This is a genomic window from Luteipulveratus mongoliensis (assembly GCF_001190945.1).
GTDB classification, from domain to species: domain Bacteria; phylum Actinomycetota; class Actinomycetes; order Actinomycetales; family Dermatophilaceae; genus Luteipulveratus; species Luteipulveratus mongoliensis.
Window position 1 is genome coordinate 3,921,023 of sequence record NZ_CP011112.1, and the last position, 24,904, is coordinate 3,945,926.

Sequence of the window (24,904 nt, forward strand, 5' to 3'; positions counted from 1 at the left end):
CCGCTCAGGCGGCGGCCGCGTCGAGCGCCTCGCGCACCCGACGGTGCTTCTCCAGCACCGCCCGCACCGGCGCGACCACATGGTCGTCGGCCACCGTGGTGACCGCCTCGTGCAGCCGTCGGCTCGCCACCTGCGCGCGATGGCGCGCCACACGGGCGGCCAGCCAGCGAGCCAGGGCCGCCAGCAGGAGCCCGACGACGACCCCGCCGACGAGCATCAGCAAGGGGATCGGGAGCCAACCCCACTTCGGTGCGTCGATGGACAGCTGCGCCCAGCCGGCCACCATGAGGACCAGCAGCCACACCAGACCGGCGACCGCGACAGCCGCGAAGACCCACTGCAGGATGCCGAAGACCGTCCACCACCAAGGCTTTCCGGTCTGCAGCGGCGTCGACAGCACGGCTTGGTCGAGTGCGTCGACCATGGAGCCGTCATCAGGCGTCGCGGCATCGTGCACCGCCTCCGCCCAGGATGGAGGCAAGCCTGCGGCGGCCCGTTCGGCGAGGCGACGGGTCGAGACCTCGACGGCCGCCCGGGCGGCTGGCGTGGCCGGCGGGAGGGACGTACGGCCTGTCAGGACGCGAGCGTCGCTGCGCGTCAGACCTGGGGTGCCGTCGTCGACCACTCGATCCAGGCCCAGCCGCCGCAAAGGCGCGGCGCGCAGTCCCGTCGTCCAGCGGGTGAAGGGCCAGCCCATGTGGCGGGCCGCGCTCTGCCGGTAGTCACGCTCCACGGCGCTTGCCACCAGAGGTACGCCGGCGGCGTGGCTGAGCGCGTCGACCAGATCCGGGCTGGCGTCCGGTGGGAGGGACAGCTCCTGATCGCCGACGTGGGCGCGCAGCGAACGCGCCTGCGATCGCAGATCTCCCAGCAGCCGCTGCTCGGCGGCGTTGCGCGTCTGGACGACACGGGCCAGCTCGCTCGCCAGCTCCCACAAGCCGGTGCTGGTCACAGCAGACGTCGGGATGACCTTGGCATCGCCGAGACCGTCACGCCGCATGAGGGCTTGCAGGTCGGCGGCACACTCATCGACCTGGGCGGGCTGCAACCGATCGACCTGATTGAGGACGACCAAGGTGACCGCGTCGTGCGTAGCCAGCCGTTGGACGTAGTCGTCGTGGAGGACCGCGTCGGCGTACTTCTGCGGATCGGTCACCCAGATGAAGACGTCGACCAGGTCCAGGACCCGGTCGGCCTCCTCACGGTGCGCCACGACGCGCGAGTCGAAGTCGGGCAGGTCGATCAGCACGAGTCCGTCGAGCTCGTCGGCCTGCGGCAGGCCGTCCGGCACCTGATGGCGTGCGTCGATCTCGAGCCAGTCCAGCAGTCCCGCGCTCGGCTCGCCGCCCCACACTGCCGCCGACGGGTGCGCGGTCGTCGGCCGACGGGCGCCGATGCGCGACACCGGCTCGCCGACGAGGTAGTTGAAGATGCTCGACTTGCCGCTGCCGGTCGCACCCGCGAGTGCCGCGACGGTGCGGGTGCCGAGCACGGCCGTACGCTCATCGACCTTGGCGCGTACGCCCGACGCAGCTGTGACCGCGTCAGCCGGGAAGTGCGGGCCGCCCGCCTCCAGCGCTGCCGTCAGGGCGCTGTTGCGCGTGATCAAGTCGTCCTGCGACACCGTCGATGTGAGCTTCTCGCCGCCCCACAGCAGCTTGCGCAGCGGGCTCATCGAGCGGCCTTCAGCGCACCGATGGCCGACTGCAGTCGGGCCGGCGCACTCGGGTCGAGGACGACCGTCGACAGGACCTGCTCGTGGCGCGCCTGCTCGGCCGCGTAGAGCTGATCCACCCGTTGCAGCAACAGCTGCCGCGCCTTGGACGCGAGGGTACGCACCGCCTGGTCACCGAAGATCGCCTCCAGCAGCCGTTGTGCCACGACCGCAGAGCCACCGGCGATGCCGATCTCGGCGCCCGTCAGACCCGCAGTCGCGGTGAACGTGACGAGCATCAGCATCACCGCGATCCCGTTGACGCCGAACGCCAGGAAACGCGCTGTCGTACGCCGTCCGCCCGCCTCACCGCGCACCAGCTCCAGCACCTCTCCCTGCCACGCACGCACGAGCTGTTGGACTCGTGCGTCGAATTCGCCTGATACCCGGGCCATCTCGGGATGCGCCGCCATCAGGTCGGTGCCGCCCGGATGCGTACGCCACTGCCGCGCGACCGACAACGCCGCCGACTCGCCATGCGAGGCGACCAGCGCCGCGACACCGGTGTGCAGGGCGTCACCGAGCTCGCCCGTGGGGACCGCTCGTCCGCGGCCGCGGAACGCAGCCGTGACCCGGTCGCGGACCTTGCCGACGCCGGCGTCCAGCTGGCGGAACCACTCCCCTGTGCCGACGAACTCCTGCCAGCGGGCCAGCACCTCGCCCCGCAGCAATGAGCCGTCGTTCATGCCCTCCTCGACCTCATCACGCGCCCGCTGATAGGCGTCGGCCGAGATCGAGCGAAGGGTGCTGACCGCTGAGACCTGCGCGTCGGACGCCTCGGCCAGGGCGCTCGCGCGGCCGGACAGCGAGTCGAGGGCGCCGTTGAGCGTGCGACGGATGACCGTTGCGCGTGCATGCGCGTCAGCCGCCAAAGACGTGATCCAAGAACGAATTCGGGTGACCTCGGATCGCGGGAGCAAACCCTCGGGATCGAGTCTGCTCTCCAGCACGGCGAAGACCGGCGACTGGCCGAGGCCCTGCTGGATCAGCATCTGAGCCAGATCGGCCCGCACCTCTTCCATCGCATCGACGGGCACTCGGTTGAGGACCATCGCCACGGACGTACCGCGATCGGTGGCCTGACGCAGCAGCTGCCACGGCACCGCATCGGCGTAGCGGACTGCGGTGGTGACGAAGAGCCACAGATCAGCGGCGGACAGCAGCTGGCGGGCCAGGTCACGGTTGGCCTCGACCACCGAGTCGATGTCAGGCGCATCCAGCAGGGCGAGCCCCTGGGGAATGTGCGGCGAAGCCACGAGGCGCAGCTGGCCCGGGTCCTCCTCGGTCGAAGGTCCACCACTCAGGCGAGCCAGGCCGGGCAGCACCCGATCGGTGCTGAACCACGATGCGTCGCCCGGATGATGGATCAGCACTGAGGCTCGCGTGGTCGGGCGCAGCACGCCTGCGCGGGAGACCACATCTCCGACCACGGAGTTGACGAGAGTCGACTTGCCCGCGCCGGTCGAACCGCCGACCACGCACAGCAGGGGCGCGTCCAAGGACGTCAGCCGCGGAAGGATGTAGTCGTCGAGCTGGTTGAGCAACTCGACTCGGTCTCGACGACTGTCCTGCACGCCGTCGAGCCGCACCGGCAACGCACTGTCGTGGACCGCCCCACGCAGCTCACGGACCGCGGCTTCGAGTGCAGCAGTGTCCGGGTCGACGCCGGCGACAGCGCCCGCCGGACTCGCTCCACCTCGAGATGCGATTGCTGGCTCCCCAGAGCTGATTCGAGCCGAACCTTGTCCGGACGGCTTCGCTGGCACGGGCCCCAGCATTCCTTGTCGGCCGCCGTGGCACCAAGTTGGCGCGCGGTCGGTTTGGTCCCGATCAGGTAAAGAGGTTCTGACCGATGTAGCCGCCCTGCTTCGCACCCGGAGGAACGGCGAACAACGCCGACCCAGTGTGCTGGACGTACTCCATCATCGTGTCCTCACGGGACATCCGCATCTGCATCGGGATGTACTGCGTCGAGGGCCGTCGCACATAGGCCAGGAAGAACAGACCCGCGTCCAGCCGACCCAGCGCGTCGTTGCCGTCCGTGAAGTTGTAGCCCCGGCGGAGCATGGCCGCGCCCTTGTTGGTGGTCGGGTGCGCCAGACGTACGTGGGAGTCCATCGCGATCAGCGGCTCCTTCGCGCGGCCGGTCGCGGTGAAGTTCGGTTCCGAGAACTCCGTGCCTCCGGACAGCGGCGCACCATGCGGCCGGTCGCGACCGATGATGTTCTCCTGCTCGCGCAGGGACGTCCGGTCCCAGGTCTCGATGTGCATGTTGATCCGCCGCGTCACCAGGAAGGACCCGCCAGTCATCCAGGCAGCCGCCGGATCGTCCTGACCGCCGACCCACACGTGGGTGTCGACGTCCTTGGTGTCCTCGGCCTTCAGGTTGGCGGTGCCGTCCTTGAAGCCGAACAGGTTGCGAGGCGTCGTCTGCGCCTTGGAGGTCGAGGACGTACGACCAAAGCCGAGCTGGGACCAGCGAATCTCCGCTGTACCAAACGCAATTCGCGACAGGTTGCGGATCGCGTGCACAGCCACCTGCGGGTCGTCCGCGCACGCCTGGACGCACAGGTCGCCGTCCGACCGGACGGGGTTGAGGTTGTCGGACGGGAAGTGTGGGAGCCGCTTGAGCTCCTTCGGCTGACGATCCGCAATCCCGAACCGATCCTTGCCCTGCGCGTCCCGGAAGAGCGACGGCCCGAAGCCGAACGTCAGGGTGAGACCCGAGGCGGGGAGACCGTCGGCCTCGCCGGTGTCGGCCGCCGGGGAGTCGTACGACGTCTCCTCCGCCTGCGCGGGCCGCCCCTGGGTCATCTCTGCGGCGGCCAGGCTCCAGGCCTGCAGGAGCGTGACCAGCTCCTCGCGTGACGTCGTCGTCACGTCGAATGCTGCGAAGTGCAGGCGGTCCTGCGCCGGCGTGACGATGCCGGCCTGGTGGGCGTCGTAGAACGGGTAGGTCCGTGACGTGCCCGTGGGCGGCGCCGCAGGCTCGGCAGCCGTCGCCCGACCGATCCCCAGACCGCCGGCAAAGGTGGCGGCCCCGACGGCCGCACCCGTGCCGGTCAGACCAAGCATCCGGCGCCTGCTCAGGCGCCCGCGGTCAGCAGAGACCTGCTCGCCGTCAGTCGGCTGCTCTTCGGACATGGTCACGAACCTCCCTCAGACTCAGAGCGTGACAGCAGCGGTCAGCTTGGACAACGGCTCCGAGAGCGCGTTGACCCCGGTCGACAGCTCCTTGATCTCAGCCGGCGTCAGCTCGTTGTAGAGCTTGAAGCCGGTGCCCTTCTTGTGCTTGTCGAGCAGCTTCTGGAGCGCCGTGAACTTGGTGGCGATGCTCGAGTCAAGTGCGGCGTTCTTCTTCTTGACGATCGGGCGTACGCCCTCGAAGCCGATCCGCGCGCCGTCCACGTTGGCCTGGAAGTCCCAGAGGTCGGTGTGCGACCACTTCTCCTCCTCGCCCGTGACCTTGCCGGTGGCGACCTCGTCCATGAGCTCCTTGGAGCCGTTGGAGATCTTGTCGGTGGGGTACTTCGCGGTGCGCGTGCGGGTGTAGAGGGTCTTGGTGTCCTTCAGCAGCTGGTCGGCGATCGTGGTGCGCTCGGTCGGCGTCAGCTTGGTGTAGCCGGACTTCGGCGGCCACAGGTCCTTCTCGATGCGGTGCCAGCCGGTCCACTTCTGACCGGGCTCCAGGTCGGCCTCGCGCAGATCCATCTTGGGGTCGAGGTCGCCGAAGGACTCGGCCACCGGCTCCACCCGCTCCCAGTGCATCCGGGCGTCGGCGTACAGCTTGCGGGCCTCGTCGTCCTTGCCGGACTTGTAGAGCCCGACGAAGGTCGTCGTCTGAGTGAGCAGCTGCTCGGTCTGGTCCTTGACGTACGAGCCGTACTGCGTGCTCGCGTTGTCGGCCAGGACCTTGTCGTCGCCGGTGGGCTCGAGGTTGGCGTCGGACTTGGTGACGGTGAAGTCCGACCGGATGCCCTTGCCCACCATGCCCGGCTTGCACGCCGTGAAGTACTTGCCGGCCGGCGCGCGGACCACGAGGTCACGCGACAGGCCGGGCGCGATGTTCTCGACCTCGCCGACGATCCGCAGGCCGTCCTCGCCGAGCAGGTAGAACTCGGTCACCTTGGTGCCCTTGTTGGTGACGTTGAAGACCAGGTTGCCCGCGGGCGCCTCCTTGGTCGACAGCTCGCACTTGTCGGTCGTGGAGCTGACCGCGAGCTTGCCCGAGCCGGAGCTGGAGTCCTTGGTCGGCTCGTTCGACGTACAGCCGGAAAGACCAACCGCGACGAGGGCGGCCACAGCCAGGGACAACGTACGACGGCTCATGCCGCGACCTCTTTCTTCGCCGCAGATGACGCGGACTTCATGGACTTGTTGTTGCTGCGGACCTGCCAGATGAGCAGGGCCATCACCGGGATGACATAGAGCAGCCACGCGCCGAGCTCGAGCTTGGTCGTGGCGGGAGAGAAGTTGAGGGTGCCCTTGAGCACGGTGCCGATCACGGAGTCGGGCTTGATCGTGGCGGACACATCGAAGGCCAGGTCGTACAGGCCGGGCAGGATGGAGGCCTCCTGCAGGTCGTGCACGCCGTACGACAGGACGCCTGCCGCGACCAGGACCAGGAAGTAGCCGGTCCAGGTGAAGAACTTGCTGAGGTTGAGCTTGAGCGCACCCTTGTAGACCAGCCAGGCGAGGACGACAGCTGTGGCGAGGCCGAGTGCGGCGCCGATGAGCGGATCGGTTCTGGACCCCTCGCCACGTGTCGCCGCGCTGGTCGCGGCCCACAGGAAGAGCGCGGTCTCCAGACCCTCACGCCCGACAGCCAGGATCGCGACCAGGACCAGGCTCCATCGCCCGCCCTCGATCGCCTTGTCCACCGCGCCCTTCAGCTCGCTGGAGAGGGTTCGCGCCGTGCGCGCCATCCAGAAGATCATCCAGGTGACGAAGGCAACCGCAACGATCGACAGGCTGCCGCCGAGCGCTTCCTGAGCCTTGAAGGTCAGGCCGTTGGGACCCCACGTGAGCAGCGCGCCGAACCCGAGGGACACCGCGACGGCCGCCGCGACACCGAGCCAGATGCGCGGCAGCAGCTCCTTGCGGCCCGACTTCACGAGGTAGGCCACAAGGATCACGACGACGAGGGACGCTTCCAGTCCCTCGCGGAGGCCGATCAGGTAGTTCGCCAGCACAGTGGGTCCGATTTCGCTCGATCATTAGGCAAGGCACCCCTTACCGCGCACGAACGATACTCCACAGCGCCGCACCTGATGCAACCTCGGCGCAGCGTCGGCTTTCCCTACACTGTGGCTGCCCGCCGTGACGGCGGGCGCACGCCCCCGTAGCTCAGCGGATAGAGCGAGTCACTTCTAATGACTGGGTCGCAGGTTCGATTCCTGCCGGGGGTGCCACACGGATAGGCCCGGGCGTCGGTCTGTTTCAGTGAGAGACCGGAGCGGGATACGGCCCAATCAGGCACAGGTCAGCCGGTCTGGGCGATTGCGCGTAGGACGTCGAAGGTCTCCTGCTCGTCCTGCTCGTCCCCGTGATCGCTGAGCTTCACCACGACGGTCCTGCTCACGGGGTCGACATAGACGTACTGCCCGTACACGCCGAGGGCGGAGAAGTCCTTGCCGTTACCGCCTGGTGGATGCCACCACTGCGCGGAGTAGCCCCAGCCGTCGACTTTGTGAGGAGCTGGGGTGGCGATGCGCTCGATCCATGCCCGAGGGACGATCTGTCTGCCCTGGGCGCTGCCATCGTTCAGGACGAGCTGGCCGAGTTTGGCGTAGTCACGGGGAGTGGCGTTGATGCAGCAGAACGCCTTCTCATGGCCGTTGTCGTCGTCGAGGTTCCAGGTGGCGCTGTCTTGTGCGCCCATCGGTGCCCAGATGTTGTTCGCCAGGAGGTCGGCCAACGGTCGGCCTTGAATCTTGGCCAGGACCTGTCCCAGGAGTTCGGTGTTGATGCTCCGGTACGCACCCTGACTGCCCGGCGGGAACTCCAGGCCGCGATGGTCGCGGGCGAAGGCAGGCAGGTCACGAGAGAGGTACATCCGGGCGGTGCCGGTCAGTGGGAAGTACTCGTTGTAGCTCTCCGGAACGTCCACGCCTGAGGTCATGTCGAGCAGGTCGCGCACCGTGATGGCGTCGTACGCCGTGCCGGTCTTCAGCTGGGGCAGGATGTCGACCAGCCGGTCGTCTTCCCGGAGCCTGCCCTGCTCGATGGCCTGCCCAGCGAGCAAAGAAACCACCGACTTGGCCCCTGACCAGGAGGGCAGACGAGTGGTGGGCCCGACCCCGTCGCCGTACCACTCGTGCGTCAGCCGGCCGTCCCTGAGGACAAGGAAGGCGTCGGTGTGCGTGGTGGCCAAGAACTGATCGACGGGTACCCTGCGACCCTTCCACGGCACGGTCGCAGGAAGCGGCTCGTCGTGGACGGGCAGAGGTGCCGGTGCGGCTGAGGCAGGGATCGTGCGGGTGGCGAACAGGTCGCCCTGCTGCGAGGGCTTGGTGGTCAGCAGCCGCACCAGCGTGGGCGGGGACGGGATGTCGAGCAGCGCGGTGGCCGCGTAGGAACCGGCCACCAGCGCGCCAAGCGCCACCGGCACCCCGATCAGGGTGCGCCGTAGCGCGCGCCGCTCCCACAGCCTCCCTGTCCCCGAGGTGGCAGAGGCGCTATCGCTCGGCGCGGACGCCCGCGAGGCGGGGTCGGCGGCGGGGCGCTGATCAGACATCGGCGTCCCTGGAGGCGGAGCGGGCGGTTGCGTCAACGGCCAGCCAGAACGCTTCCATCAGCGTCTGGAAGACGGCCTCGTCGTCCTGTGCGGCCAGGTGGGGCAGATGTCTGGCAATGGCCGGATAACGCTCAGGAGACAGGGTGGCGTACGTCCCGGCCCATGCGTGCTCGTCGGCGTCGCGCACGTCGTGCGGGAGCGCGGCGCACCCGGCACGCATGCCCGCGTATGCCAGCACGGTGTCGGCGAGCATCCGTTGGTACCGAGCCACATTGCTCTCGTCCAGACCGAGCTCGGCAAGTGCCGCAAGCATCGTCTCCATCGCGGCGAACTCCCCCGGGCCGCGGGTGGTCCGGGACGCGACGGCCGCACCGACGTACGGGTGGGCCTCGAAGACCTGCACCAAGGAGCGAGCCAGCTCCTGCAGGACCTCTCTCGGGCCCAGTCCGTCGGGCATCCGCTCCAGAGCCATGGCCATCAACCGGTCACCCACAGCAAGCAGCAGCGCGTCCCGGTCCGCGAAATGCCGCCACACCGCCGACCGATCCACACCCAGCTCTTCTCCCAGAGCTCGTCCAGTCAGCCCGTCCGGCTCCGCCCGTGCCGCGATCCGCACGGCCGCGTCCACAATCAGCTCCGGCGACAACCGCACCGCCCGTCCCTGGCCCGTAACCATGTCTGCCTCACCCTCGACGTCATCGGTGATGTCATCAATGATGACACATGGGATAGGCCAGCCAACTAGCGCGACTGAGCGTTCACTCGGGTCAGCGCCGCGCTGCAATGAGGCCGCGGCTGGCCAGGAACGCCGCCAGCTGGCGTAAGGGACTGACGACGCAGGCCGCATGATGCCGGCCGGCTTGATCCGCAGGACCCACAGCTCGTCGGTCTCGACCACCTCATCGACCGCGCTCCAGCGCCGGGTCCATCGCGTCTCCTAGCGCCTGCGCCCGCCGGTCACAGGTGCCCGAGGACCTCGAACTTGCGGTAGATCGCCGTCCCGAGGAACTGCTGCCGGCGGGCCGTGATGAGGTCGAGCAGCGAGCGCTCCTCGTCGAACGCCGCCTGGTCCGCCTGCCCACGATTGATGCGAGCGCGCAACATCGCCAGCTCGGACGCGGCGTCCTGGAACTCGTGCATCTGCCGCTTGCTCGCCTTGCCCCCATGCGTGTCCGCCCAGCCACGGGCGTAGCGACGTTCGGGCATGGACGAGAGCATCGCGACCTCGGCGTACGTCAGCCAGCCGCGGTCGGCGTACGGACTGAGCTCCACCCCGATCAGCCGTGCCTCGCGCTTGCGTGCCCAGACGAGCAGAGCGGCAAAGGTGAGGAACAGCGGCACCTGGACGACGACGTACACGAGCAGCCAGCCGCCGGCGCTCACGACGGCCGCGGCGTTCCAGAGGCTGTGCAGGATGATGGCGCAGACCAGGCCGGCCAGCGGCGCCAGCCAGCGCGCGAGCGCCGAGCGCGAGGTCGCAGCGATCCCGATGCCGATGCCCGTGCAGATCGTGAACATCGGGTGCGCGAACGGGCTCATCAGCACCCGGACGACGAACGTCCCGACGAGGCCGTCCTCGCCCGCGTCGGCGTAACCGTTGGCGAGATAGAGGATGTCCTCCACGAACGCGAAGCCGCAGGCCGCCAGTCCGGCGTAGACCATGCCGTCGAGGATGCCGTCGATCTCGCGACGACGAAACACCAGCAGTAGCAACGGTGCCAGGCCCTTGAGGCACTCCTCGACCACGGGAGCGACTCCGACCGCGACGACCGAGTTGCCCTCGTCACCGGCGCCCAAGAGGTAACCGCCGATGTCATTGAGGAATGCCGCACCCAGCGTCGCGACACAGGCTCCCCAGAGGAACGCGAACAGCAGCATCCCCACCGGCTCGGCCTCGAACCGGTCGACCCACAAGAAGACTGGCACCACGATGCCCACGACGACGATCGACAGGACGGCGCCCAGCACCGTGCCCGTGACCCCCGCGGTGGCGCCGACGAGGGCGAGCATCAGCAGCCCGCACAGGCCGAAGATCACCGTGAGCGCGGCCAGCAGCAACCACCGTCGCAGCACCGGCCGGCGAGCGACGTTGGACGGTACGACGGCTTGGCGACTGACCTCGGACGGCGCCGATGCAGGCGTCATCCCTCCCCCACTCATAGCCCTGGAGGGTAGTGCAGGTGCCTAAGGTGGGCGGGTGAGCGACACAGCACCTGGAAGAGCCCAGACCGACCGCATTGTCTGGATTGACTGTGAGATGACCGGGCTCGACCTGCAGGCGGACGCCCTGATCGAGGTCGCGGCCCTGGTCACCGACTTCGAGCTCAACCAGCTCGGGGACGGTGTCGACCTGGTCATCAAGCCTCCCGCCGAGGCGATTGCCCAGATGGGCGACTTCGTGCGCGAGATGCACGTCAAGAGCGGGCTGCTCGAAGAGCTGGATGCCGGCGTGACCCTCGGCGAGGCGCAGGAGCAGGTGCTGGCGTACGTCCGCGAGTTCGTCCCGGAGGAGCGCAAGGCGCCCTTGGGCGGCAACACGGTCGCGACCGACCGCAACTTCCTCGCCCGCGACATGGTCGAGCTCGAGCAGCACCTGCACTACCGGATCATCGATGTCTCCTCCATCAAGGAGCTGTCGCGGCGTTGGTACCCGCGGGCCTACTTCAACGCCCCCAAGAAGGGCGGCGGCCACCGCGCGCTGGCCGACATCCGCGAGTCGATCAACGAGCTGCGCTACTACCGCGAGGCCGTCTTCGTCGCCCAACCCGGCCCGGACACCAACGCTGCCAAGGCGATCGCCGAGCAGTACGTCCTGCCCGCCGCCCACTGACACAGGCTCCCGTCGGGGGCGTCGTTGGGTGGTGTCACGAGCACCGCTTCGCACCCGGTACGATGTTTCGCGCTGCCTCTCATCGACGAGGTAGTCGCCTTGGTGGGTATAGCTCAGCTGGTAGAGCGCCGCCTTGTGGTGGCGGATGTCGCGGGTTCAAGTCCCGTTACTCACCCCAAGAAGCAAAGGCCCGGCACCTTCTGGTGCCGGGCCTTTCGCTGTCCTCGATGCTCAGCTGCGGCGGTCTCGCCGGAACTGAGGCTCATCGGCCGGTGCGTCCGACTCCTGCGCCTCATCGACCGGTGCGGCCGACCCCTGGGGCCGGCGGCGGGCGTACCACCGTGACCGCCGATCCTCGCGCTCGTCCTCGATCTCCGTACGCAGCGCGCTCGGCATCGGGGGCGTCTTGACCTTCGGCGGCTTGGGCGGGGGCGGGTTCGCGGCCTTCTCTGCCTGATCCACGTCGTACGACACCCGTCGCGCCTGGCGTTCGGCCTCCACCTGGTCGCGCGCGAGGGAGGGCTCGGGGTCGAACTGGGCGCGCACGTGAGCGACCTCGGCCCAGCGCTGCTCACGGGTGATCTGCGCCTCGGCGGCCCTGCGCTCCTCGGCGGCCTTGCGCTCGGCCGCCTTGCGAGCGGCTGCGGCCTTGGTCTCCTGGGCCTGGAGCCGGTCGCGGACCTGCCTGTTCTTGGAGGCGCTGACCAGCGCGGTGTCGCGGCGTTCGACCCGGGCCTGCTGCACGAGGGCGCGATCACGCTCAGGGTCGTAGTCCTCGCCGCGCGCCTGCTCACGCAGCTCGGCGGATTGGGGCCCCTTCAACGAGCTCGGTGTGCCATCGAGATGGCGGGTGGCCGGGCGGGTCGGGTCCTCGGCACTGGCAGTCATCGCGGATGCGGTCCTCTCGTTGCTGCGACGGATGGCGAGCGCCGGCACCAGACCATGGCCCGCCGCCTCGACATCCTTCCCGGAAGACAGTCTGAGTTCGTGTGCCACCCGGACCGTCTGGTCGTACTTCTCGGCCTTCTTCTCCAGGCCGCTGTCGTCGCGCGCCGGCAGCAGGATGAGCTCCTCGGCCGGCAGGCCCGACTTTAGCTGCCGGGTGCGCTCGAGCTCAGCGTCCAGCTCGGCCCCGAACAGCAGCGCCAGGTTGGTGATCCACAGCCACAGCAGGAACATCACGACTCCGGCGAAGACGCCGTAGGTCTTCGAGTACGACATGCCGTGGGTGAGCGTGATGTAGAGACCGAACGCGGCCGACGTCAGCACCCACACCAGGAAACCGACGGCGGCGCCCCAGCTGAGGAAGACCCGGCGTGGCTTGCGCACGTTGGGAGTCGCCCAGTAGAGCAGGCAGATGATGAGGATGACGATCAGACAGACGAACGGCCACTTGGCGATGTCCCAGACCTTGACCGCCTCCTGCCCCAGGCCGATCTTCCTCCCAACCTCTTCGGCGACCTTGCCGGAGAAGACCAGTGCGGCGATGACCACGACGATCAGCAGCACCTCGATCGCGGTGACCAGGTAGAGCCATGGGCGCAGCAGCCAGACCGGCCGACCCTCGCCGATGTCGTAGATGCGGTTGAGTGCCCGGCTGAAGCCCCCGACATAACCCGACGCGGACCACAGCGCACCCAGCAGACCGATGAGCAGCGCGACGCTGGCACCACCGCCGCTGTGGAAGTTGCCGAGGACTTTCCTGGGCGTGTTGAAGGTGCTGTCAGTGACCGGCTTGTTCATGATCCCGGCGGCGATGTCGATCAGGTCGTTCGGCTTGATGTCGAACACGCCGATGAGCGAGATCACCGCGATCAGGCCAGGGAACAGCGCCAGCACCGAGTAGTACGTCAGCATCGCGGCGACGTCGGTGCACTGGTCCTGGGAGAACTTCTGGACGGCGCGTCGGAGGGCGACCGACCAGCTGGGCCGGGCGCGCGTACGCGGGATGGTGGAGACCGGCCGCTCGACGGCCGTCTCGGTCTGCAGGGACATCGAAGGCACCTCTGCTCGCGGGCTGAAGAACGTTTCCTTGCTACTCGCCTGCAACTTAGCGACCGTTAACGCCAGATCGAGGGAAGGCTGGCCCACAATGGGCTGATGCCGCGCTTCTCACAGCCCCTCGTGCGCGCCTCCGCTCTGGGCGGAGTGGCCGTCTGCTGCGCCCTGATGGGCGCCACCACCGCCGTCGCCGAGCCACACGCCGATCCGACCGGGCCGATCCCCCCATGGCCGTGGCCGCCACAGTCGACGTCGCAGCCCCCGACATCGACCCGTACGCCGACGGCGACCAGCCTGCCGACCCGTACCCAGCCGCCACGGTCCACACCGAGGCCGACGCGGACGTCGCGACCCGACCCGAGCACCACGTGGCAAGGGCCGCGGCACTCATCCACGTCCCGGCCCGGCGGTTCGCAGGATGAGCCGAGCGACACTCCAGGGCCCGGATCGACGTCAACGACCAGCGGCGCAACGACAAGCACGACCGCACCGTCCACGACGACGTCGTCCAGCACAGGGTCGGAGACCGTCACGCCGTGGGTGACTGAGTCCAGCTCGGGCGCTCAGGGTGCGTTGCTGCCTCCTCGACGACAGACGGAGGGCGGCGGCAGCTCGGGCAAGGGCGCGATCCTTTTCGGGTCCGCGACCGTCGCTCTGGTCGCTGCCGGACTCGCGCTGCGTGAGCTGCGTCGCTGACGCCCGACTCGATTTCATGCCTGCCACATCTGCCTGCTAAGGTTTCTCCTCGTTGCGCCAATAGCTCAATTGGCAGAGCAGCTGACTCTTAATCAGCGGGTTCGGGGTTCGAGTCCCTGTTGGCGCACCACTCCACGCAATCGGGGCCTGACACTGTCAGGCCCCGATTCGCTTGTCCCCCAAGGCAACAGGCAGACTGACCGGGTGCGTGCACTAGCCAAGACCAAAGCTGCTCCTGGCCTCGAGCTGATCGATGCTCCCGAGCCGACCTGTGGCCCCGACGACGTCAAGATCAGGGTGTTGAGGGCCGGCCTCTGCGGCACCGACCTGCACCTCGAGCAGTGGGACGAGTGGGCCGCGGCCACCGTCAAGGTGCCTCAGATCATCGGCCACGAGTTCTTCGGCGAGGTCGTCGAGATCGGACCACACGTCACGAGCGTGAAGGTCGGGCAGCGGGCCTCCGGCGAGGGACACATCATCTGCGGTGAGTGCCGCAACTGTCGGGCCGGACGCCGGCACCTGTGCATCCGTACGGTCGGCATCGGCGTCAACCGCGACGGCGCGTTCGCCGACTACGTCGTGATCCCTGCGAGCAACGTCTGGGTGCAGCCCGACGACATGGACCCGGACGTGGGTGCGGTGTTCGACCCGTTCGGCAACGCCACCCACACCGCGTTGTCCTTCCCCATCGCCGGCGAGGACATCCTCGTCACCGGTGCCGGTCCGATCGGCGTGATCGGTGCCGCGATCGCCAAGCACGTCGGCGCGCGCAACGTCGTGGTCACCGATGTCAGCGACTACCGGCTGGATCTGGCCAAGGCCGCCGGTGCAGACCGCGTCGTCAACGTCTCTCGCGAGCGGGTGGCGGACGCCCAGCGCGACCTCGGCATGCGCGAGGGCTTCGACATCGGACTCGAGATGTCCGGTCACCCGGCGGCGGTCGAGGAGATGATCGCCAACATGAACCACGGCGGCCGGATCGCCATGCTCGGTCTGCCGTCCGACCCCTACCCCATCGACTGGGGCCGGGTCATCACCCACATGATCACCATCAAGGGCATCTACGGCCGCGAGATGTACGACACCTGGTACGCCATGAGCGCGATGCTCCAGTCCTCCAAGGAGCTCGAACACGCCGTCCACTCCGTCATCACGCACCGCTACCCCGCCGAGCAGTGGCAGGAAGCATTCAATGCCGCTCGGTCCGGCCAGTGCGGCAAGGTCGTCATCGACTGGAGCTGACCGCGCGCCACATCGCCGGTCATCACGCAGGAGCCAAGGAGACACACGATGTACACGATCAAGGACGAGCTCGCGACCACCCTGCGCGAGATCGACGACGCGGGCCTGACCAAGCACGAGCGTGAGCTGACCTCACCCCAGGCGGCCCACGTGCGTACGGCTCAGGCCGACGCGCTCAACTTCTGCGCCAACAACTACCTCGGCCTGGCCGACCATCCCGAGATCGTCAGCGCGGCGCGAGATGCGTTGCAGCAGTGGGGTTTTGGCATGGCATCGGTGCGCTTCATCTGCGGCACCCAGTCACAGCACACCGAGCTCGAGCGCAGCATCGCGGACTTCGTCGGCCAGGAGGCCGCGATCCTCTACTCCTCGTGCTTCGACGCCAACGGCGGGACGTTCGAGGTGCTGTTCGGCGCCGAGGACGCGATCATCTCCGACGAGCTCAACCACGCCTCCCTGATCGACGGCATCCGCCTGTCCAAGGCGAAGCGCTTCCGCTACAAGAACGCCGACATGGGCGACCTGCGCGCCCAGCTGGAGGCAGCCCGCGAAGCCGGCGCGCGTCGTACGGTCGTGGTCACCGACGGTGTGTTCTCGATGGACGGCTACTACGCACCGTTGGACGAGATCTGTGATCTCGCAGACGAGTTCGGCGCTCTGGTCATGGTCGACGACTCGCACGCCGTCGGCTTCGTCGGCGCCGGCGGCCGCGGCACCCACGAGCTCAAGGGTGTGCTCGACCGCGTCGACATCGTGACGGGCACGCTCGGCAAGGCGCTCGGTGGAGCATCCGGTGGCTACGTCGCCGCGCACCAGGAGATCGTCGACCTGCTCCGCCAGCGGTCGCGGCCCTACCTGTTCTCCAACGCCGTCGCGCCATCGGTCGTGGCCGGCTCGCTGAAGGCGATCGAGCTCGCAGCGGCCTCCAACGAGCAGCGAGAAGCGTTGCAGCGCAACACAACTCTGTTCCGCAAGCTGATGGACGAGGCCGACTTCGAGCTGCTCCCGGGCAGCCACCCGATCACCCCGGTGATGTTCCCGGGAGAGGACGGAGCGCGTACGGCCGCGCAGGTTGCCGACGCCATGCTGAAGCGCGGGGTCTACGTGATCGCGTTCTCGTATCCCGTGGTGCCGCAGGGCAAGGCACGGATCCGCGTGCAGCTGTCGGCAGCGCACTCCGAGCAGGACGTGCGCGACTGTGTGCAGGCCTTCATCGACGCCCGAGCCGAGGTCAACGGCCAGCCGTGACCTCCTGAGCCTCGTCCGGCCAAGGGCCCGAGCCACCCAGGACCGCCTGCCCTGCGTCTACACGATTGCGGATCGCGTTCTCATACCCCCGTGGTGCCGCAGGTCTGCGTGCAGCTCTCAGCCGCACATCCTGAGCAGGACGTGCACGACTGCGCACAGGTCCTCGTCGACGCGCGCGCCGAGGTCACCGGCACTGACCCATTGCACTCCGTGCGGGCTGCCGACGGCGGCCGGTCAGGACTTGACCGATACTCGGCCGCGTTCGCACTCGGACACGAAGCCTTGGACGTCCAGCCGTGGTCGAAACGCCCCTTCAGCCGGTCGACGAACGCTCCGATGGCCGGCTCGTCATAGCCATCGAGCCGTTCGAGTCTTCCCCAGGCCGTCAAGGCCAGGCCGTGACTCAGCCTCGGGTTGGGCGTCAGGACCACGTCATCAATGTGGCGACGGGTGAAGTCAGTGAGGGCTCGGACCGTCTCGCGCGGCGTATCGGATGCGTAGTGGATCACCACGTGGCCGTGTTCCATCGCGTGGACGTAAAGCCCTGGCGCTACTGGCTTGTCGTAGTAGCCGGGCGCCACGGTGTACGGGTAGTGCGGTCCCGATGTAGCCGGCGTCGAGCTGTATGACACGCCACTCACCTCGTTCTGTGAGATGTGCGGGCTGTCGATGACGACGACCGCCTGGCCCGGCAGACATGAGTCGATGCGCTGCTCAGCCGTCGAGCCGGCCACTAGGCCGAAGACGTACTGATAGCGGTTGACGAACAGGAACGACACCATCGCCACGATGGTGATGACGGTGGCCAGACGCCAGAGCCAGCGCCGCGGAGATTGATAGGTCATCGAAGTTGTCCTGTCCGGCGAAGTCGGCGCTCTCGGAGCGCGAGGAAAAGGGGCAGCAGGCGTTGGCCTCCGACGACGACGAGTGCCGCGAGGGAGGACCAGAACGCCCAGGAGGCGAGGTCGGGGTGCAGAACGCTTCCGGCGACCCATGCCACCAGGCCGATGAGAAAGGGCACCGCGTAGTTCAGGAGCAGCCAGGCGACCGCGAACATGCCGACGAGGTAGGCGACTCCGAAGTACCGCGCAACGCGCCGGTCATGTGCGTCGATGGACTCGAGGTCGGCCTGCTCGGTCTCGTCGAGTCGCCACAGCCGATCCTTCGTGGTCAGCCAGGTGGCCCGGTTGAGATCGTGGCACCGCAGCATGGTGGCAACCACCGCGTACGCGTCACTGCGCATGAAGATCGCAAAGAACTGCCAGGCGATCGACAAGAACTGGACGAGGACGACTGCTGCGAGGAACCGATCGAGCAGCCCGGGCAGAGACAGCCACCCTTCCCAATTGGCCAGCCGAACGCTCAAGGCCAGGGCCATCAGGACCGCATCGATGGCGATCCCCGCGAGATAGGTGGCATAGCGCTGGCGACGTGGCACGGTCACGATCTGGCTCACGTCGGTCTCGAAGACGAGGAAGACTCCTCGATAGCTCACCCGAAACGCTGCAGGCACCCCGACCGCTCGCCCACCGAGCCAGTGCCACGCCTCGTGGACCGCGCGCAGCGCCCAGGTGACCGGTGTGAGCAGCAAGATCGACCAGATCGGATCAGGCAACCACCAGGAGTGCTCGAACGACGGACGCAGCTCTGGAGCGACGACGCAGACGCCGAGTGCGAACAGCGCGGCCGCGATGTACGCCGACCACGCAGCTCTCCCGAAGAAGCGCGCTGCCACAGGCTGCCGTACTCCTTCGATCCACCGGATCGAGCGAGTGCCGGACGCGTCGGAGCGCTCCGCTGTCGCCGCTGACTCAGCGGACGGCTCCAAGAAGCCGGCCGCGGCGAGGCCCTCCAGGAACTCCGACCCGTCGACGACCTCTCCGGCGGCCTCACTCGCGAGACGGGTGGCCTCGGTGAGCGACGCGCCAGACTGAATCGCCTCGACCAGGACGGCGCCCGGCTCCGGGACGGCCACGAAAAGCCCCAGGTCGGGGCGGCCGAGAATGCACTCTTCGTCAACCCGCGCGACCGTCACCAGGCTCAGATCCACCGACTGAGCGGCGGTCGTTGAGGTGCTGTCCATTGAGTTCCTTTGGTTGCTGCTGCTGGCTCGTAGCGCGCCACGAGCCAGCAGCGTCACCGGTCAGCTGTCCAGGCAGTCGCCACACAGCGTGGTGAGACGAGTGTTCTCGATGCGCTTGATCTCGATCTTCATGTGGGTCACCTCCGATCCTTCGCAGGTCTAGCTGTGGTTGCGCACACCGGACATGCGGGATTCCGTTTCCACTCGAACTCCCGCACGGCGCAGCCATCGGCGAAGTCAATGGTGTTCGGGCGCCCGGCGTGGGCCGGCGCCTCGATGCGAGTCAGGTACCGGAGTTCCATCCATCGCATTCCTTGCGTCATCGTTGCTGCCCCGTGGTCTCGGCCACGGGGCAGCAACGTTCGATCAGCTGTTGCCGATGCAGTCCCCGCACAGGCCAGTGAGGCGGGCGTTCTCGATGCGCTTGATCTCGATCTTCATGCTGGTCACCTCCCTCTCTTCGCAGGTCTGGCTGTGGGCGCACACACCGTGCACGCGGGATTCCGTTTCCACTCGAACTCCCGGACCGCGCAGCCATGGGCGAAGTCGATGACGTTCGGGCGACCGGCATAGGCCGGCGCCTCGAAACGGGTGAGGTACCGGAGCACCTCGAAGGCGCACAAGGACCCGAGCAGGCCCGCTACCGGGCCGATTCCACGATTGGTGCGCTCCCCGGTCCGGAAGAGCGCATCGGCGGTGCGTTCCTCGGCGTCCAGCTCATCGGGCGACGACGTCAAGCACTCTCGGCAGGCACTTGCGCCAGGATCGACCGACCACACCAGCCCGGTCGTGACGAACATGCCGCCACGCACATACGGAACTGACCTGCTCACGCAGGCGGCGTTGACCCAGTCATCGATCTCAGAAGGGCTGTCGACACCCGACATCACGACATCGGGCCCGACTGCGTCCAGCACGTCGCCGATGTCCGCCGCGCCGCTCAGCTCGGTGCTGATCGTCTCGACCTTGATCGACGGATCGAAGGCCCGCACCCAGTCCGCTGCGACATCCACCTTGGGCAGCCCGATGTCGCTGTACCGGTAGAGGTACTGACGAGCGAAGTTGCGAAGCTCGACCACGTCCTTGTCCAGGAGGGTGAGCCGGCCGACTCCGAGACCGCACAGGTGCGGGATCGTGTTGGAGTTGAGGCCGCCGGTCCCGAGGACGAGAACGTGCGACTCGCGGAGCGCTTGCTGGAAGTCTGCGCGGCCACGCTCGAGGGAAGCGAAGGACTCGAAGAACGCCAGATTGCTGTGGTAGCGCTCACGATCGGACGCGTCCTCGCTCTCGCTCGCCACACTTTCAACCAGGCCGTGGGCATCCAGGACCGTGATGGCTTCGCGAACCTCGTGAGGGCTCACAGATCGCTCCCCCACCGACAGCGCCTCGGACAGCTCCGCGACCGTCAAGCGGCCCTCTCGCAGATGGACCAGCAGCGTTTCGAGCTGACCGTCGGGATCGGCAATCACGAACTGATCGCGGATGTCATACATCAGTCGTAGCTGCGAGCCGTCGCGCTCCCAGACCACGCTCTTCAGGCTCGGTATCAGTTCTGTCGCCACCGTCGCTCCTCCCCGCCGGACCAGACGGTCACGCAGCGAGTCAGATCATCACGAGTGGGCCTTGAGTTTTTCTTGGGCCTGACAGCTACGGCCGGCGCACCGGTCCAACCGAAGCGATCTGCAGGCGTACCCGGGCGGCGTCCGGGTGGCCGAGCGCGTCCAGGATCTTCAGCGCGTGCTCTCGCGCGCCCATCGCGCCGGACAGGTCGCCGGACGCCTCGCGACAGTCCGCGATGTGTCTGAGTACGGTCGCCGCGCCATAGCGATCGCCGGCCTGCTCGAACAACGACAACGCGCTCTCATAGCACCGAAGGGCCTCAGCACGGTTGCCGAGGTGGTCTTGGGCATAGCCGAGGCTGTCCCAGCTGGCTGCCTCGTGCTTCGGGTCGCCGAGCTCGCGTTGCAGGTCCACCGCACGTCGACAGAAGTCGAGGGTCTGCTGATAGTCGCCGAGCAACGCGTGACGCCAGCCGACCTGGTTCAACGCCCTGCCCTCAAAAGATCGGTGGCCTGCGAGTCGGTACAGCTCCAGTGCGCGCTCGGCGTGCGCCAGAGCGCCGAGATAGTCGTGCTTGTCGCCGAGCAGCAGGGCCCAGATCTGATGGACGTTGCCCTCGCCGACCGTATCGCCGTCCGTCTGGAACAGGTCGAACGCTCGGGTGGCGTGCCACTCGGCCTGGTCTCCCTCCTCCATGCGGAAGTGCGCCACGGCAAGTCCACGGTGGAACTGCGCTTGTGCTGTCCTGTCGTCGAGGCGCTGAGCAGCAGCAAGGCCGACCTCCTCGGTGGCGACGCACTGCGCCCAGTGGCCTTGACAGTCCATGAAGCTCGACATGCGATCGGCCAGCTGCCATGCGTGCACGTCGAGCCCGACCTGCGCGGCGTGATCGATGGTCGCCACGAGGGCTGGGCGCTCCGCGTCGAACCAGGCCAAGGCCGAGTCCCTGTTGGCGAACCTCTCAGCCGTCACACCGGCCACCGGCGACGGAACGCCAATCGCGTGTCCTTGTGGTGCGAACACTCGCGCCGCAGCGTTGGCTGACTGGAGGTAGTGGTCCACGACTCGTAACACGCCACCGTCGTCCGGCGACTGCTCCGCCAGCTCGAGGGCGTAGGTCCGCAGGAGATCATGAAAGCTGAATCGACCTTCTGGGCGCTCGGCGATCAAGTTGGCCCGACAGAGCTCTTGGAGCAGCACGGTCGTCGCTTCCACGGACTGCGCCGCGAGGCTCGATGCTGCCGCCACGGAGATGTCCGGGCCGGGATGGACGCCGAGCAGCCGGAACATCCTCCGTGCCTCTGGGCGCTGCGCATCGTAGGACCACGACAACACCCCGCGTACGGTCGTACGCGCGTCAAACGTGTCGAGCACGCCCAGCCGCTGACGCCGGTCGGCCAGCTGGCCGGCGAGACTTCGCAGTGACGTAGCCGGCGTGACGGAGGCGTGACCTGCGACGACGGCCAGGGCGAGGGGCAGGCGGGCGCACTCGTCCACCAGGTCTGCCACCGCATCAGGTTCTCGGGACAGCCGCTCGGCGCCGAGATATCCAGCAAGCATCTGCCTGGCGTCCTCGTCCGCGAGGAGGTCCAGGGTGATCGGTAGCGCACCGTGCTCGACAACCAGGCCCGTCAACCGACTGCGACTGGTCACCAGAACCAAGCTGTCTGATGCGCCCGGGACGATGGGGCGTACCTGCTCAGCATCGCGAGCGTTGTCCAAGACGATCAACAGCCGGCGGTCTGCTGTGAGGGTGCGGAACAGTGCACTACGCGCCGCATCGTCGCGAGGTATCTCCTCACCGGGTATGCCAAGGGCTTCCAGGAACTCACCGAGAACATGCCCGGGCGTCAAGGGCCGTGCCGACGGGTCGAACCCTCGCAGATTGACGTACAGCTGGCCGTCGGGGAACTGCGTCGCTGCACGATGGGCCCAGTGGAGGGCGAGGCACGTCTTGCCGATCCCGGCCGTGCCGGCGATCGCCGAGATCACCGCCGTTCGGCGGCTCGCGGAGGGGTCCAGCAGCTCGTCCAGCGCTTTCAGTTCCTCACCTCGTCCGGCGAAGTGTCGGCTGACCATCGGGAGCTGGCGCGGTACGACGAGGGCTGGCGACGTGGTCCCCGTCGACGTGGGGTCATCGCCCCGAAGCAGGCGGAGGTGGACCTCGTTCAGCTCCTTGCAGGGCTCCTCCCCCAGCTCATCGACCAGTCGTTGTCGGAAGCGTGCGTAGAGGTCGAGCGCCTCAGCACGACGCCCGGCGAGCGACAGACCCTGGATGAGATGACCGATCAGGGGCTCCGACCACGGGTAGTCCGACGATGCTTGGAGCAGAGTGTCAATCAGCTCGTCGAGCCGACCGCCGCCGCAGAGCTCATGGCGCGCGAGCGCGAGCAGCGCCGACAACCGCTCCTCCAGGAGCTTGTGCTGCAGACGAGACACCCAGTCCCCGTGCAGTCCAGCGAGCGGTTGGCCGCGCCACAGCCGAAGCGCTGCATGAAGATCGACCACGGCTGAGGTCGATGCTGCGTTCTTGCTGACTTCGATATGGCGCCGGAACTCCACGATGTCCACGCACTCAGGCGGCACCTCGCAGACGTACCCGCCGCTGCGGCGCGCAATCGCAACGCCACCAGGCGAGAGTGACTGCCGGAGTCGGGTGATGTAGGAGTACAGCGATGCGGTCGGGTTGCCTGGTAGGGCTTCTCCCCAGACCCGGTCGACCAGCACGTCCAGCGGTACAACCTGTCCTGGAGTGGCTGCGAGTGCGGCAAGGATCAGGCGCGGCTTGGTGGAGCCGATCTCCAGCTGTTGGCCCGCATGCCAGACCTCCGGAGTCCCGAGCAGTCTGATCTCCATGGGTCAGGAAGATAAGCGGCGAGCTCCGTGTGTGCACACCGACCTCGTCGAATCTCGTCAAGGCGTGGGAGCACAGCACCCGCGGAGGCTAGAGATAAAGGCCGGTCTGTCCGTTCTCTGTGGGCTGGGCGGCGACGGCGTGCAGGTCGCGCTCGCGCAGGAGGACGTAGTCCTTGGACTGCAGCTCGACCTCGGCACGGTCCTCGGGGTCGAACAGGACCCGGTCGCCCAGCCGCACCTGGCGTACGTGTGCGCCGAGCGCCACGACCTGCGCCCACACGAGGCGCTTGCCGACGCTGGCGGTCGCCGGGATGACGATCCCGCCCCCGGACTTCCGCTCGCCCAACTCGCCGTCCTGAGAGACCAGGACGCGATCGTGCAGCATCCGGATGGGCAAGCCCTCCGAGGTGGCGGGTTCAGCCACGTGCGCGACGCAACAGGCCGAGCAGCAGCAGGAACGCGCCTGCACCGCCGACCGCGCCCGCGATCTTCTCGGTCTTGAGCTCGCCGTCCGGGGTGCGCGTCGCGTCGTTGGCGGCGAGCTTCAGGCCCTCGACCTGCCGCTTGGCGATCTCCTTGGGCTGGGCTCGGAAAGCCAGCTCGTCGATCGTCCCGGCCAGCCGCTGACGCGAGGCAGCGAGGTCGGCCTCGATCTCCTTGGCGGACCTGGCGCGCGGTGCGGCGGGCTTGGACGTCTCGCGCTGCTTGGCCATCTGGGATCTCCTTGTCGTCTGAACTGGTTGTGACCCTAACGTAGGAGCACCGCACGGACATCAGGCCGTGCGGCCACGGAGAGGACACCACATGCCCCGTCTCGAAGCCGGTGAGGCTGCACCCGATTTCAGCCTCACCGACGACCACGGCAAGCAGGTCGCGCTCGGCGACTTCCGCGGTCGCAAGCTCATCATCTTCTTCTACCCGGCGGCCATGACGCCGGGCTGCACCAAGGAGGCGTGCGACTTCCGCGACTCGCTGACCACGCTGCAGAAGGCGGGGTACGAGATCGTCGGCATCTCCCCCGACAAGCCGGAGAAGCTGGCGAAGTTCGTCGAGAAGGAGGCGCTGACGTACCCCCTCCTGTCGGACCCGGACAAGCAGGTGCTGGAGGCGTACGGCGCCTGGGGTGAGAAGAAGCTGTACGGCAAGACCGTTACGGGTGTGATCCGCTCGACGTTCGTGATCGACGAGGACGGCACGATCACGCTGCCGAAGTACAACGTGCGCGCGACCGGCCACGTTGCGTCGCTGTCGAAGGCCCTCAAGCTGGCGTGAGCTGTGGCGTGTCGGACCTCGTTCATATGTTCGAATCATGCCCCGCCTCGTCTACACCCGCGACGTCCTGGCCCGCGCCGTTGTCGATGCTGACTCCGTCGCCGATGTACTCCGGAACTTGGGACGGCCGCAGGCAGGTGGCACGCAGGCGCACATCAGCCGGTAGCTGGTGAAGTACGAGATCGACACGAGCCACTTCACCCGAAACAAACGGCGAAACAGAACCCGCAACCGGGCCGATCCGGAGCAGGTATTGACTCGGCGAGCCCTCGGTGACGCGCGGGTCAACGGCGGGCGACTTAGGCGTGCCCTCATCGCCATCGGGCGCGAGTTCACCTGTGCCCTTTGCGGACTCGGTCCGGTGTGGCAGGGCTCGCCCCTCGTTCTTCAGGTCGACCACATTGACGGCGACCTCCACAACAACGAGCGAACGAACCTTCGCTTCCTGTGCCCCAACTGTCACTCACAGTGTCCGACCTTCTCGCGCCGTCCATGGTCACACCGACGAGACGGAGCCGTCTTATGATGTGCCTTGAGCGGCCGTAGCCCAACTGGCAGGAGGCACAGGCTTTAGGTGCCTGACAGTGTGAGTTCGAATCTCACCGGCCGTACCGCGAGATACCTCAGAAGCGGCAGCCGAGCTCGAGCCCACCGACGTGGTGGGCT

At 67.7% G+C, this 24,904-nt stretch carries 22 protein-coding genes and 4 tRNA genes; 10 read left to right on the forward strand and 16 right to left on the reverse strand.

What is annotated here, in order from left to right; all coding sequences use genetic code 11:
- Positions 1-4: 4 nt before the first annotated feature.
- The 5 genes from VV02_RS18605 to efeU all read right to left on the reverse strand — a co-directional run bounded on the left by VV02_RS18605 (position 5) and on the right by efeU (position 6,906).
- Positions 5-1,675 carry a GTPase gene (locus tag VV02_RS18605; protein WP_052593924.1) on the reverse strand — a complete coding sequence of 557 codons (1,671 nt, stop codon included), beginning with the start codon at positions 1,673-1,675 and terminating at the stop codon, positions 5-7.
- Entirely contained in the window at positions 1,672-3,480 is a 1,809-nt protein-coding gene (locus tag VV02_RS18610) for an ABC transporter (RefSeq protein WP_245633130.1), read from the reverse strand. Before VV02_RS18610 ends, VV02_RS18605 begins: the two co-directional genes overlap by 4 nt.
- A gap of 64 nt (positions 3,481-3,544) precedes the next feature.
- The gene (gene efeB / locus VV02_RS18615) at positions 3,545-4,858 is read right to left on the reverse strand and encodes an iron uptake transporter deferrochelatase/peroxidase subunit (protein WP_052593926.1); all 1,314 of its coding nucleotides are present in this window, start codon (positions 4,856-4,858) and stop codon (positions 3,545-3,547) included.
- 21 nt (positions 4,859-4,879) lie between these two features.
- On the reverse strand, positions 4,880-6,043 hold the full coding sequence (gene efeO / locus VV02_RS18620; RefSeq protein WP_052593928.1) for an iron uptake system protein EfeO: 1,164 nt from the start codon (positions 6,041-6,043) through the stop codon (positions 4,880-4,882).
- Positions 6,040-6,906, reverse strand: a complete 867-nt coding sequence (efeU, locus tag VV02_RS18625) for an iron uptake transporter permease EfeU (protein ID WP_052593930.1) — start codon at positions 6,904-6,906, stop codon at positions 6,040-6,042. Before efeU ends, efeO begins: the two co-directional genes overlap by 4 nt.
- A 143-nt stretch (positions 6,907-7,049) precedes the next feature.
- On the opposite strand from efeU, the gene VV02_RS18630 reads away from it, so the two are divergent.
- Positions 7,050-7,125 (forward strand) — tRNA-Arg (locus VV02_RS18630).
- Between the two features lie 71 nt (positions 7,126-7,196).
- Here VV02_RS18630 and VV02_RS18635 read toward each other — a convergent pair.
- From VV02_RS18635 to VV02_RS18645, 3 genes are all read right to left on the reverse strand, one after another.
- Positions 7,197-8,450 carry a serine hydrolase domain-containing protein gene (locus VV02_RS18635; protein ID WP_083450274.1) on the reverse strand — a complete coding sequence of 418 codons (1,254 nt, stop codon included), beginning with the start codon at positions 8,448-8,450 and terminating at the stop codon, positions 7,197-7,199.
- A complete protein-coding gene (locus VV02_RS18640) occupies positions 8,443-9,126 on the reverse strand; it encodes a TetR/AcrR family transcriptional regulator (RefSeq protein ID WP_169787717.1) in 684 nt (227 codons plus the stop codon). Before VV02_RS18640 ends, VV02_RS18635 begins: the two co-directional genes overlap by 8 nt.
- 281 nt (positions 9,127-9,407) lie before the next feature.
- Positions 9,408-10,610: a PrsW family intramembrane metalloprotease gene (locus VV02_RS18645; protein WP_052593934.1), complete on the reverse strand. Its 1,203-nt coding sequence runs from the start codon at positions 10,608-10,610 to the stop codon at positions 9,408-9,410.
- Positions 10,611-10,647: 37 nt separating this feature from the next.
- Between VV02_RS18645 and orn the strand changes: the two genes are divergently transcribed.
- Both orn and VV02_RS18655 read left to right on the forward strand, forming a co-directional pair.
- The gene (gene orn, locus VV02_RS18650; protein WP_083450275.1) at positions 10,648-11,280 is read left to right on the forward strand and encodes an oligoribonuclease; all 633 of its coding nucleotides are present in this window, start codon (positions 10,648-10,650) and stop codon (positions 11,278-11,280) included.
- A gap of 102 nt (positions 11,281-11,382) precedes the next feature.
- Positions 11,383-11,458, forward strand: a tRNA-His gene (locus VV02_RS18655).
- A gap of 53 nt (positions 11,459-11,511) precedes the next feature.
- On the opposite strand, the gene VV02_RS18660 is transcribed toward VV02_RS18655, so the two are convergent.
- On the reverse strand, positions 11,512-13,275 hold the full coding sequence (locus tag VV02_RS18660; protein ID WP_052593938.1) for a YihY/virulence factor BrkB family protein: 1,764 nt from the start codon (positions 13,273-13,275) through the stop codon (positions 11,512-11,514).
- Between the two features lie 233 nt (positions 13,276-13,508).
- Between VV02_RS18660 and VV02_RS26485 the strand changes: the two genes are divergently transcribed.
- The 5 genes from VV02_RS26485 to VV02_RS18680 all read left to right on the forward strand — a co-directional run bounded on the left by VV02_RS26485 (position 13,509) and on the right by VV02_RS18680 (position 16,467).
- Entirely contained in the window at positions 13,509-13,703 is a 195-nt protein-coding gene (locus VV02_RS26485) for a hypothetical protein (protein WP_157063459.1), read from the forward strand.
- Positions 13,704-13,821: 118 nt separating this feature from the next.
- Complete coding sequence (locus VV02_RS26490; RefSeq protein WP_157063460.1) at positions 13,822-13,977, forward strand: hypothetical protein; 156 nt, start codon at positions 13,822-13,824, stop codon at positions 13,975-13,977.
- A 54-nt stretch (positions 13,978-14,031) separates the two neighbouring features.
- A tRNA-Lys gene (locus tag VV02_RS18670) sits at positions 14,032-14,107 on the forward strand.
- 74 nt (positions 14,108-14,181) lie between these two features.
- Complete coding sequence (gene tdh / locus VV02_RS18675; protein WP_052593941.1) at positions 14,182-15,219, forward strand: L-threonine 3-dehydrogenase; 1,038 nt, start codon at positions 14,182-14,184, stop codon at positions 15,217-15,219.
- 48 nt (positions 15,220-15,267) lie between these two features.
- The gene (locus tag VV02_RS18680; protein WP_052593943.1) at positions 15,268-16,467 is read left to right on the forward strand and encodes a glycine C-acetyltransferase; all 1,200 of its coding nucleotides are present in this window, start codon (positions 15,268-15,270) and stop codon (positions 16,465-16,467) included.
- Between the two features lie 80 nt (positions 16,468-16,547).
- On the opposite strand, the gene VV02_RS18685 is transcribed toward VV02_RS18680, so the two are convergent.
- The 6 genes from VV02_RS18685 to VV02_RS18710 form a co-directional block, all read right to left on the reverse strand.
- Complete coding sequence (locus VV02_RS18685; protein ID WP_052593946.1) at positions 16,548-17,312, reverse strand: thioredoxin-like domain-containing protein; 765 nt, start codon at positions 17,310-17,312, stop codon at positions 16,548-16,550.
- Positions 17,309-18,550, reverse strand: coding sequence for a hypothetical protein (locus tag VV02_RS26715; RefSeq protein ID WP_052593948.1), 1,242 nt, complete (start codon positions 18,548-18,550; stop codon positions 17,309-17,311). Before VV02_RS26715 ends, VV02_RS18685 begins: the two co-directional genes overlap by 4 nt.
- Positions 18,551-18,996: 446 nt before the next feature.
- Positions 18,997-20,112: a HesA/MoeB/ThiF family protein gene (locus VV02_RS18695; protein ID WP_218917442.1), complete on the reverse strand. Its 1,116-nt coding sequence runs from the start codon at positions 20,110-20,112 to the stop codon at positions 18,997-18,999.
- An 85-nt stretch (positions 20,113-20,197) separates the two neighbouring features.
- Positions 20,198-22,966, reverse strand: a complete 2,769-nt coding sequence (locus VV02_RS18700; RefSeq protein WP_083450278.1) for an AfsR/SARP family transcriptional regulator — start codon at positions 22,964-22,966, stop codon at positions 20,198-20,200.
- 88 nt (positions 22,967-23,054) lie between these two features.
- Entirely contained in the window at positions 23,055-23,351 is a 297-nt protein-coding gene (locus VV02_RS18705; protein WP_157063635.1) for a GroES family chaperonin, read from the reverse strand.
- 31 nt (positions 23,352-23,382) lie between these two features.
- A complete protein-coding gene (locus tag VV02_RS18710; RefSeq protein WP_052593953.1) occupies positions 23,383-23,679 on the reverse strand; it encodes a DUF3618 domain-containing protein in 297 nt (98 codons plus the stop codon).
- Positions 23,680-23,770: 91 nt separating this feature from the next.
- Between VV02_RS18710 and bcp the strand changes: the two genes are divergently transcribed.
- On the forward strand, positions 23,771-24,238 hold the full coding sequence (bcp, locus tag VV02_RS18715; RefSeq protein WP_052593955.1) for a thioredoxin-dependent thiol peroxidase: 468 nt from the start codon (positions 23,771-23,773) through the stop codon (positions 24,236-24,238).
- A gap of 22 nt (positions 24,239-24,260) precedes the next feature.
- Here bcp and VV02_RS26495 read toward each other — a convergent pair whose 3' ends face one another.
- A complete protein-coding gene (locus tag VV02_RS26495) occupies positions 24,261-24,701 on the reverse strand; it encodes a hypothetical protein (RefSeq protein WP_157063461.1) in 441 nt (146 codons plus the stop codon).
- 73 nt (positions 24,702-24,774) lie between these two features.
- On the opposite strand from VV02_RS26495, the gene VV02_RS18725 reads away from it, so the two are divergent.
- Positions 24,775-24,849: transfer RNA gene (locus VV02_RS18725), tRNA-Leu, on the forward strand.
- Positions 24,850-24,904: the final 55 nt, after the last annotated feature.

Bases quoted from the DNA above. Each gene is read 5' to 3' on its own strand.
- VV02_RS18605 (WP_052593924.1), bottom strand. From the start codon at position 1,675: ATGAGCCCGCTGCGCAAGCTGCTGTGGGGCGGCGAGAAGCTCACATCG.
- efeB (WP_052593926.1), bottom strand. From the start codon at position 4,858: ATGTCCGAAGAGCAGCCGACTGACGGCGAGCAGGTCTCTGCTGACCGC.
- efeO (WP_052593928.1), bottom strand. From the start codon at position 6,043: ATGAGCCGTCGTACGTTGTCCCTGGCTGTGGCCGCCCTCGTCGCGGTT.
- VV02_RS18635 (WP_083450274.1), bottom strand. From the start codon at position 8,450: ATGTCTGATCAGCGCCCCGCCGCCGACCCCGCCTCGCGGGCGTCCGCG.
- VV02_RS18640 (WP_169787717.1), bottom strand. From the start codon at position 9,126: ATGGTTACGGGCCAGGGACGGGCGGTGCGGTTGTCGCCGGAGCTGATT.
- VV02_RS18645 (WP_052593934.1), bottom strand. From the start codon at position 10,610: ATGAGTGGGGGAGGGATGACGCCTGCATCGGCGCCGTCCGAGGTCAGT.
- VV02_RS18660 (WP_052593938.1), bottom strand. From the start codon at position 13,275: ATGTCCCTGCAGACCGAGACGGCCGTCGAGCGGCCGGTCTCCACCATC.
- VV02_RS26485 (WP_157063459.1), top strand. From the start codon at position 13,509: ATGGCCGTGGCCGCCACAGTCGACGTCGCAGCCCCCGACATCGACCCG.
- VV02_RS18680 (WP_052593943.1), top strand. From the start codon at position 15,268: ATGTACACGATCAAGGACGAGCTCGCGACCACCCTGCGCGAGATCGAC.
- VV02_RS18685 (WP_052593946.1), bottom strand. From the start codon at position 17,312: ATGACCTATCAATCTCCGCGGCGCTGGCTCTGGCGTCTGGCCACCGTC.
- VV02_RS26715 (WP_052593948.1), bottom strand. From the start codon at position 18,550: ATGGACAGCACCTCAACGACCGCCGCTCAGTCGGTGGATCTGAGCCTG.
- VV02_RS18700 (WP_083450278.1), bottom strand. From the start codon at position 22,966: ATGGAGATCAGACTGCTCGGGACTCCGGAGGTCTGGCATGCGGGCCAA.
- VV02_RS18705 (WP_157063635.1), bottom strand. From the start codon at position 23,351: ATGCTGCACGATCGCGTCCTGGTCTCTCAGGACGGCGAGTTGGGCGAG.
- VV02_RS18710 (WP_052593953.1), bottom strand. From the start codon at position 23,679: ATGGCCAAGCAGCGCGAGACGTCCAAGCCCGCCGCACCGCGCGCCAGG.
- bcp (WP_052593955.1), top strand. From the start codon at position 23,771: ATGCCCCGTCTCGAAGCCGGTGAGGCTGCACCCGATTTCAGCCTCACC.